Source organism: Nocardia sp. NPDC004722, assembly GCF_053601505.1.
This window is the reverse complement of sequence record NZ_JBSGBY010000387.1, coordinates 1-8,089: the sequence shown is the minus strand read 5'-3', so window position 1 is coordinate 8,089 and position 8,089 is coordinate 1. Positions and strand designations below refer to the sequence as shown.

The window sequence follows — 8,089 nt, the reverse complement described above, 5'->3', positions numbered from 1 at the left end:
GCCGGGGCCGTGCTGCCGGGATCGGATCGTGAGCTGCGGGCCGCCGCCGTCGACCCGTCGGGCACGGTCGTGGCCGCCGCCGACGATCTGGCCCGAACGACAGTCGCGCCACCGACCCGTTGTAGGGAATGGCGACGGCCTTACCGGCCGACACCACGAAGTCCGGCAGCGGCGTGTCGTCCGCGGCGGGCGCGAGCACGCTCACCTTGTGACCGCGCTCGATGAGCACCTGCGCCAACTCCACGACATGCGCTTGCACCCCGCCCGGCACGTCGAACGAGTACGGGCAGACCATGCCGATCCTCATAGCGCCTCTGTTCCCGACCCCTCGAAACCGGTGTCCGCAACCGGTTCCGCATACCCGAGTTTCGCCTGCGCGACCGCGATGCGCTCGAGCCGAGCCTGCGACAAATCACTTTTCCACACCGGCTGCAACATGTGCCAGTCCGCGGGATGGGCGGCGATATTGGCGGCGAACACGTCGGCCAGCGCCTGGGTGGCCGCGACGATGCCGTGCGACAGGTCGAGCGGCTCGAAAACCTCCATGCCCCAGCCTTCGCGCCCGTCCGCGTCGACGGTGTACCAGCAGTGCACGGGCAGCAGCGCCGCCCCGGTGTCCTGCGCCAGCCGGGCCGCACCCGCCGGCACCCAGGTCGGCTCCCCGAACATGGTGACCGGCACGCCTTTTCCGGTGAGGTCGCGCTCCCCCATCAGGCAGACGACCTTGTTGGCGCGCAACCGGTCGGCCAGCTGCGGGAACGGCGGCTGCTCACCGCCGGTCAGCGGGAACACCTCGAAACCGAGGCTGGCCCGGTAGGCGATGAACCGCTCGAACAGCGACTCCGGCTTCAACCGCTCCTGCACCGTGGAGAACGGGCCGTGGTTCTGCACCAGCCAGACCCCGGCCATATCCCAGTTACCCGAGTGCGGCAGCACCAGTAGCACGCCCTTGCCCTGCGCGAGCGCGGTATCGATGTGCTCGGCACCGGCCACACGCAGCTGCTTGCCCAGCGCGGCGTGATCCATGCCCGGCAGCCGGAACGCCTCGCGCCAGTAGCGGGCGTAGGAGCGCATGGCGGCCTCGATCAGGCTGTCGGGCACCGCGTCCGGGGTCACACCCAGCACGTGGGCCATGTTGCGCCGCAGCATGTTCGGCTGCCCGCGGCGCGCCTTCTTGTTCGCCCGCCGGGCCGCGAAGTTGGCTCCGGCGTCGAATCCCTTGCGCGCCAAACCTTCCGGTAGCGCGCGCACGACACGCCAACCCGCCGCGTACGCCTTGTCGGTCATCGCGGACGTGAAATCGGTGCTCACCGCTGGGGTTCCTCCGGAGCCTTCGCCACGGGGGCGATGATGTCGCGGGCGCCGGGCGAATTGCGCACCGCCAGCACCCGCTGCAGCACGGTGATGATGCTGAGCACGGCCAGTGCGTACATGGCGGCGTAGACCGCGTAGGACAGCCATTCGATGCCGTAATAGCCGCCGATGCCGGTGAATCCGGCGCCGACCAGCACGATGATCAACCGGTCGGGCCGCTCGATGAGCCCGCCGTCGGCCGAGAGCCCCGACGCCTCGGCGCGCGCCTTGACGTAGGAGATGACCTGCGAGGTCACCAGCACCACCAGCGTCGCCACGAACAGGTGCTTGGAATTCTCGTGGTACACCGACCACCAGGCCAGCCCGGCGAAGATGGCCCCGTCGGCCACCCGGTCGCAGCTGGCGTCCAGCACCGCACCGTATTTCGTGCCGCCGCCGCGCGCCCGCGCCATCGCACCGTCGAGCATGTCGAACATGACGAACAGCCAGATCACCATGGTTCCCCAGAACAGGTGACCGGTCGGGAACAGCGTCACCGCCGCCGCGATCGAGGCGGTGGTGCCGATGAGTGTCATCGCATCGGGGGTGAGCCCGGTGCTCACCAGCGCTTTGCCCAGGGGCGCAGTCGCTTTGGCGAACGTCTCGCGACCGAAGAAGCTCAGCACGCTGCTACCCCATGTCCCTTCGTGCTGTGTCCTCGGCTCATGCCGTGTCGGCTTCCTTCCACGCCTGTGCCAGCAGTGCCCGCGTCTCGCGCAGCAACTGCGGCATCACCTTCACTCCGCCGACGACGGTAATGAAATTAGCGTCTCCACTCCAGCGCGGCACGATATGTTGATGCAGGTGATCGGCGAGTGAACCACCGGCGACGCCACCGAGATTCAGGCCCACGTTGAAACCCTCGGGCCGCGACACCTGCTTCATGACACGAATCGCCTGCTGGGTGAACGCCATCAGCTCGGCGCTCTCCTCCGGCGTCAGGTCCTCGAGATTCGCGACCCGACGATACGGCACCACCATGGTGTGGCCGGGGTTGTACGGGTACAGGTTGAGCACCGCGTACACCCACTGCCCGCGCGCCAGGATCAGGCCGTCCTCGTCCGACATCTCCGGGATGTCCGTGAACGGGTGCCCGGTCTTCTTGGGCACCTTGCGTTCCTCGGCCTCGCCGGTGATGTAGGACATCCGGTGCGGGGTCCACAGCCGCTGCAAGCGGTCGGGGTCCCCGGCACCGGTGTCCACGATCTGGTCCGGCCCGGGCACGGTCCAATCACTCATTGATCGCCTTTGCGGATCTCGAAGCCCTCCGCGGTCGGAGATGCGTTCTCGCGCCGCTGAATCCAGTCGGTGATGGTGGCGACCGCGTCGGCGACGGGCACCCCGTTGACCTGGGTGCCGTCGCGGAAGCGGAAGCTGACCGCGTTGTTCTCCACGTCGCGCGCACCGGCGAGCAGCTGGAAGGGGATCTTCTGCGCGGTCTGGTTGAAGATCTTCTTCTGCATGCGGTCGTCGCTGCGGTCGACCTCGGCGCGAATGTTGTTGTCGCGCAAGGCTTCGATGACACCGTCGAGGTGCTCGGCGAAGGCTTCGGCGACCGGGATTCCGACCACCTGCACCGGCGACAGCCACGCCGGGAACGCGCCCGCGTAGTGCTCGGTGAGCACGCCGAAGAAGCGCTCGATGGAACCGAAGAGCGCGCGGTGGATCATGACCGGGCGGTGCTTGGCGCCGTCGTTGCCGGTGTACTCGAGCTCGAAGCGCTCGGGCAGGTTGAAGTCCAGCTGGATGGTGGACATCTGCCAGGTGCGGCCGAGCGCGTCCTTGGCCTGCACGGAGATCTTCGGGCCGTAGAAGGCCGCGCCGCCCGGATCCGGGACCAGCTCCAGACCGGAGTCGGTGGCCACCTTGCGCAGGGTTTCGGTGGCTTCCTCCCACAGCTCGTCGGAGCCGACGAACTTCTTCGGATCCTTGGTGGAGAGCTCGAGGTAGAAGTCGTCGAGGCCGTAGTCGCGCAGCAGGCTGAGCACGAATTGCAGCGTGGAGGTGAGCTCCGCGTGCATCTGCTCCTTCGTGCAGTAGATGTGCGCGTCGTCCTGGGTCATGCCGCGCACACGGGTCAGACCGTGTACGACGCCGGACTTCTCGTAGCGGTACACCGAGCCGAACTCGAACATGCGCAGCGGCAGTTCACGATACGAGCGCCCGCGCGAGCGGAAGATCAGGTTGTGCATCGGGCAGTTCATCGGCTTGACGTAGTAGTCCTGGCCGGGCTTGCGCACCGAGCCGTCCTCGTTGAGTTCGGCGTCCAGATGCATGGCCGGAAACATGCCGTCGCGGTACCAGTCCAGGTGGCCGGAGACCTCGAAGAGGTGGCCCTTGGTGATGTGCGGGGTGTTGACGAACTCGTAGCCCGCGGCGATGTGGCGGCGACGCGAGTAGTCCTCGAGCTCCTTGCGGATGATGCCGCCCTTGGGGTGGAACACCGGCAGGCCCGAGCCCAGCTCGTCGGGGAAGGAGAACAGGTCCAGCTCGAGACCGAGCTTGCGGTGATCGCGCTTCTCGGCCTCTTCGAGCAGGTGCAGGTACTCGTCCTGGGCCTCGGTGGATTCCCACGCGGTGCCGTAGATGCGCTGCAGGTCCTCGCGCGACTGGTCACCACGCCAGTAGGCGGCACTCGACCGGGTCAGCTTGAACGCCGGAATGTACTTGGTGGTCGGCAGGTGCGGGCCGCGGCACAGGTCGGCCCAGATCAGCTCGCCGGTGCGCGGATCCAGGTTGTCGTAGATGGTCAGCTCTTTGCCGCCGACTTCCATGACCTCCGGATCGTCGATGCCCGACTTGTCGGAGATCAGCTCCAGCTTGAACGGCTCCTTGGCCAGCTCGACGCGGGCGTCCTCGACCTCGACCACCCGGCGCGAAAACCGCTGCGCGCCTTTGATGATCTTCTTCATCCGGGATTCCAGCTTGGTCAGATCCTCCGGGGTGAAGGGCCGCTCCACCTGGAAGTCGTAGTAGAAGCCGTCCTTGATGTAGGGCCCGATGCCCAGCTTGGCGCCGGGGAACTCCTGCTGCACCGCCTGCGCGAGCACATGCGCGGCCGAATGCCGGATCACATTGCGCCCGTCGGCGGAATCGGCGGTGACGGCCTCGACCTCGGTGTCCAGCTCCGGGATCCACGACAGATCCTTCAGGTCACCCGCGGCATCCTTCACCACGATGACCGCGCCCGGTCCCTTGCTCGGCAGGTCCGCCTCGCGCACCGCGGCCCCGGCGGTCGTCCCGGCCGGAACCCGGACGCGGGCGGCTGGGGTCTGCTGGGCTGAGGTGGTCACGGCTGCGCACTCCTTGGCATCGTCATCGGCGAGAGGTCCCGCCAGGTCTGGTGCGAGGAGAGATCTCCCCGCGATCGTGGCCGGTCACGAAACACATACCTCCGGCGGCAACCACTCTATCGGCACGCCCACGACCCCGCGCCGATGGACCGGCCCAACCAGTGTTCAGCCGCGCGCGGCCAATTCGTCCAACCGGGCCTCGCGCTCGGGTGCAGGGCGTTTGGGGCAACTGGTGCACATTTCGCAGCCGGGGACCTCGAAGACCAGGCAGCAGGAGATGCGGCGCACGAAGGTGCGGCCGCCGATGTCCTGGAAGCGCGGCACGGGCAGGCGGCCCGCCACATCGCGGGCCAGGCGGGCACCGGCCTCGGCGTCACCGATGTCGAGGGCACGATTGCCGATGGCGTCGGCCACGATCGCCCACAGCGAGGCGACACCCGCCCCGGAAACCTCGGCGACGACCGGAATCACCCGCGACAAGGTGTGGCGCAATGCCTGCCCGATCGGGGTGGTGGCGCAGCAGGCGGCCGAATGCGGCTCCGGGTGAGCACAATTCACGCCTGCCGTGGCCAGCGCCACCGCGTAGGCGTGCGGCTCCGGGATCACCCGTTCTACACCGCCGTCCGGGCGGATCTCCAGGCTGATGTGTTCAAGGGCGGGGTCGAAGGCGGGGCGGTCGGCCGCCACCGCCGCGACGATCGGGTCCACCAGCGACGAGGCCGCCATGCACCACCACAGCGTGCCCGACACCCGCGAGTTGGCAGTCCCCCAGCTGATCCCCATCTCGGCGATCCGTTCGGCCAGCCACTGCGGCCGAAGCAGTTCGGTGCCCGGCACCTGGGCCTGTGAAACGGGGGTCTGCGCAACCATTTCCATCCGACTCCGATCCTGCGGACTCACGGTGATTACTACCCACGCTGGTTACACCACAATGCCACCATCCCACCCCGCGGTGGTCCCCTTCCGGGCGGCCCCAGCGTATGCCCCGCTCCCGCCCCGACCAGGACGACACACCCGACGAGAACGCACCGGCGCAGACCCGCGGCACGGGAAGCCCGCGACAGTCCATTCTCACTCTCGGTCGCGATGGATTCCCCGCCGGTGATGCCGGATACTTCCGCTACCAACCTGTTTCGGGCACCGCCGCGCATCATCGGCGCAGATGAACCGAGATGCCGACCGCTTCCTTCCCAGTTTCCGTCCAGCACTTGCGCGATGCGAGTGTCTTCGGCGTCAGCCAACCGAGATCGTGGCGGCTCGGCCGGTCGGTGGCAACTGGTTCGTGCGGTGGTTGCTCCCGTGGCCGGAACCATGCGATCGCCCGCTTCTCCCCGGCAGCTATCGCGCGCCACCGCCAGTCCTGCGCCTCGGCAGAATCACCGCTGCTGTGCCGCAGATTCGCCAATTTGTACATCGCATCGCCTTCGCCCCGCTCGGCCGCGAATCGAAGCCATCCCTCGGCCTGCTCGTACTGTTTCTTGTCCAGCAGGATGAACCCCAATACGGCGGCGGCCGGAGGATATCCAGCCATGGCCGCCTTGCCGTGATGATGTTCTGCGTTATCGAGGTCCCCGCGATTCTGATAAACCAGACCGAGCTCGTATCGGGCAGCAGCGGGAATTTCCTTGTCGGATTCGGCGATCCTTGCCAGCCAGTCGTCGGATTGGGTCCGGTCTCCGTCGAACTCGCTGTGAGCCGCGAGTCTGCACATCGCACGGATATCGCCGTTGGCTGCGGCCGCGCGGAACCACGCGATAGCGGCTTCGCTCTCGCCGCCTCGATCGCATATCACCCCGAGGCTGTACATGGCCATCGCGTCCCCGGCCCGCGCCGCGACCTGAAACAGGATCGCCGCGCCGTCACTGTCGCCGCGCTTGGCCAGTCGCAATGCCAGATTGCGCAGACCGGACGTGTCGCCTGCCGCGGCGGCCTTGGCGTACCAGGGGTTATCGGCGTTGTTGCTCCCCGTATATGCCAGGTGGTATCCGAGACTGACCATGGCGGCCGTATCGCCTTCACCTGCCGCCGACTTCCACATGTGAATCGCGGCGTGGTGATGGCCACGGATCCACAGTGTCCGGCCCAGGATGTCGAGACCACTGTGGTGTCCGGCATCAACGGCCTTACGGCACCAACGTTCGGCGGCTTCGAGCTCGTCGCGTTGCGCCAGCAGAAAGGCCAGATTGAACATCGCGGTCTCATGGCCCGCATCCGCGGCCCGCTGCCACCACGCCTCGGCCTCGGCAATGTCACCGCGTTGCTGGAGCAGGAGACCGAAGTTGTTCATCGCGTTGAGGTCTCCGCCCGCGATGCCCTCGACATACCACCGCTCGGCGCCTTCGCGGTCGCCGCGTTCAGCAAGAAAGTAGCCGTAGTTGCCCATCGCGTGGTAACTGCCGGCCTCGGACGCTCTGCGAACCCAGTCCTCACCGCGTTCGATGTCACCGCTCTTTCTCAGCAATGCCCCGTAGTTGTTCATGGCTGACGTATTGCCGGCCTCCGCGGGACGCTGGAAGAGCGCGATGGCGATATCCTCGCGGCCTCGCCGCCCCGCCGCCATCCCTGCAGCTATGAGAATCTCGTGGTCCGCATGCCGCGTCGCCGCGTCCCAGAAGCTATCGGGGATCGATCGTGCGGGCAGCGAGTGATGCCCGTCGTCGGCGGCAACCAGATAGTCGAATGCCCGGTAGCCGCAGTCGTCGTCGGAGAACCAGATCGTCTCGAGCGCCGCGATTCTCGCGGTGTGCTCCATGGGTTCGGTGGCGGCGGTGAGCGCCGCGGTCGTGGCAGCGAAATCCGCGCGCAAGTTCGGTTGTATGCGGCGAGCGGTCCGGTCGGCGAGATCGAGCAGGATCGGCTCGGGGATCGGATCCTGCCTGCCGATACGCTGCCAGTCGACCGCCACCTGGATGATTGCACGCAATCGACTGTCGGCATGCTCGTAGCGTTCGAGCAATGCCGGTGCCCCGGCCAGCACCTCTCCCAGCCCGTAGCCCTGCGCCCGGTATCGCTCCAGATCCAGGTCGGGGTAGCCGGTCTCGGCCGCAACGTGCTCGAAGGCGTTGCCGACTGTGGATTCCAGTGCGATTCGAGTTGTTTGGTTGAGCAGTGTCCGGCTGGTGTAGGTGAGTTCACCGTCGTCCTTGCGCAGCCGCTCGTACGCTTCGCGGCGAAGCGTCGCCGCCACGATCGTGCGGCCCGGATGCGCGGTGCGCAGATGGGTCAGCAGCGCAGGGGTCAGTGGATGCTCGTTCGTCAGGAATCGGTCGAGGTCGTCGAGCCATATGACGATTGTTTCGTTGCCGCGGCCATACGCCGGATGCGACGGGATTCGGTGCAGCGTATCGCTGTCGGGTACCAGCATGGACGCGGTGGGTAAGACACGGCGGACCGCCTCGAACAGAGTTCGGGTTTTGCCGACCTTCGACCAGCCGACCACCACC

At 67.2% G+C, this 8,089-nt stretch carries 7 protein-coding genes; all 7 read right to left on the bottom strand.

All coding sequences use genetic code 11. From position 1 onward, the window contains the following. Positions 1–307: glycosyltransferase (locus ACWELQ_RS30420; protein WP_452400470.1), on the bottom strand; the 307-nt coding region annotated here is incomplete at its 3' end. After that, a complete protein-coding gene (locus tag ACWELQ_RS30415; RefSeq protein WP_452400471.1) occupies positions 304–1,287 on the bottom strand; it encodes a phosphatidylinositol mannoside acyltransferase in 984 nt (327 codons plus the stop codon). The genes ACWELQ_RS30415 and ACWELQ_RS30420, both read right to left, overlap by 4 nt. A gap of 20 nt (positions 1,288–1,307) precedes the next feature. Next, positions 1,308–1,979, bottom strand: coding sequence for a phosphatidylinositol phosphate synthase (gene pgsA, locus ACWELQ_RS30410; RefSeq protein WP_452400469.1), 672 nt, complete (start codon positions 1,977–1,979; stop codon positions 1,308–1,310). Positions 1,980–2,016: 37 nt separating this feature from the next. Then, positions 2,017–2,592, bottom strand: a complete 576-nt coding sequence (locus tag ACWELQ_RS30405) for an HIT family protein (RefSeq protein WP_452400468.1) — start codon at positions 2,590–2,592, stop codon at positions 2,017–2,019. Continuing rightward, complete coding sequence (gene thrS, locus ACWELQ_RS30400; protein ID WP_452400467.1) at positions 2,589–4,646, bottom strand: threonine--tRNA ligase; 2,058 nt, start codon at positions 4,644–4,646, stop codon at positions 2,589–2,591. The genes ACWELQ_RS30405 and thrS overlap by 4 nt, the downstream gene beginning before the upstream one ends. Before the next feature lie 165 nt (positions 4,647–4,811). Continuing rightward, on the bottom strand, positions 4,812–5,522 hold the full coding sequence (locus ACWELQ_RS30395) for a (2Fe-2S)-binding protein (RefSeq protein WP_452400466.1): 711 nt from the start codon (positions 5,520–5,522) through the stop codon (positions 4,812–4,814). Positions 5,523–5,796: 274 nt separating this feature from the next. Further along, a partial coding sequence (locus ACWELQ_RS30390) for a tetratricopeptide repeat protein (RefSeq protein WP_452400465.1) occupies positions 5,797–8,089 on the bottom strand: 2,293 nt, incomplete at its 5' end.

Bases quoted from the DNA above. Each gene is read 5' to 3' on its own strand.
- ACWELQ_RS30415 (WP_452400471.1), bottom strand. From the start codon at position 1,287: ATGACCGACAAGGCGTACGCGGCGGGTTGGCGTGTCGTGCGCGCGCTA.
- ACWELQ_RS30405 (WP_452400468.1), bottom strand. From the start codon at position 2,592: ATGAGTGATTGGACCGTGCCCGGGCCGGACCAGATCGTGGACACCGGT.
- ACWELQ_RS30395 (WP_452400466.1), bottom strand. From the start codon at position 5,522: ATGGAAATGGTTGCGCAGACCCCCGTTTCACAGGCCCAGGTGCCGGGC.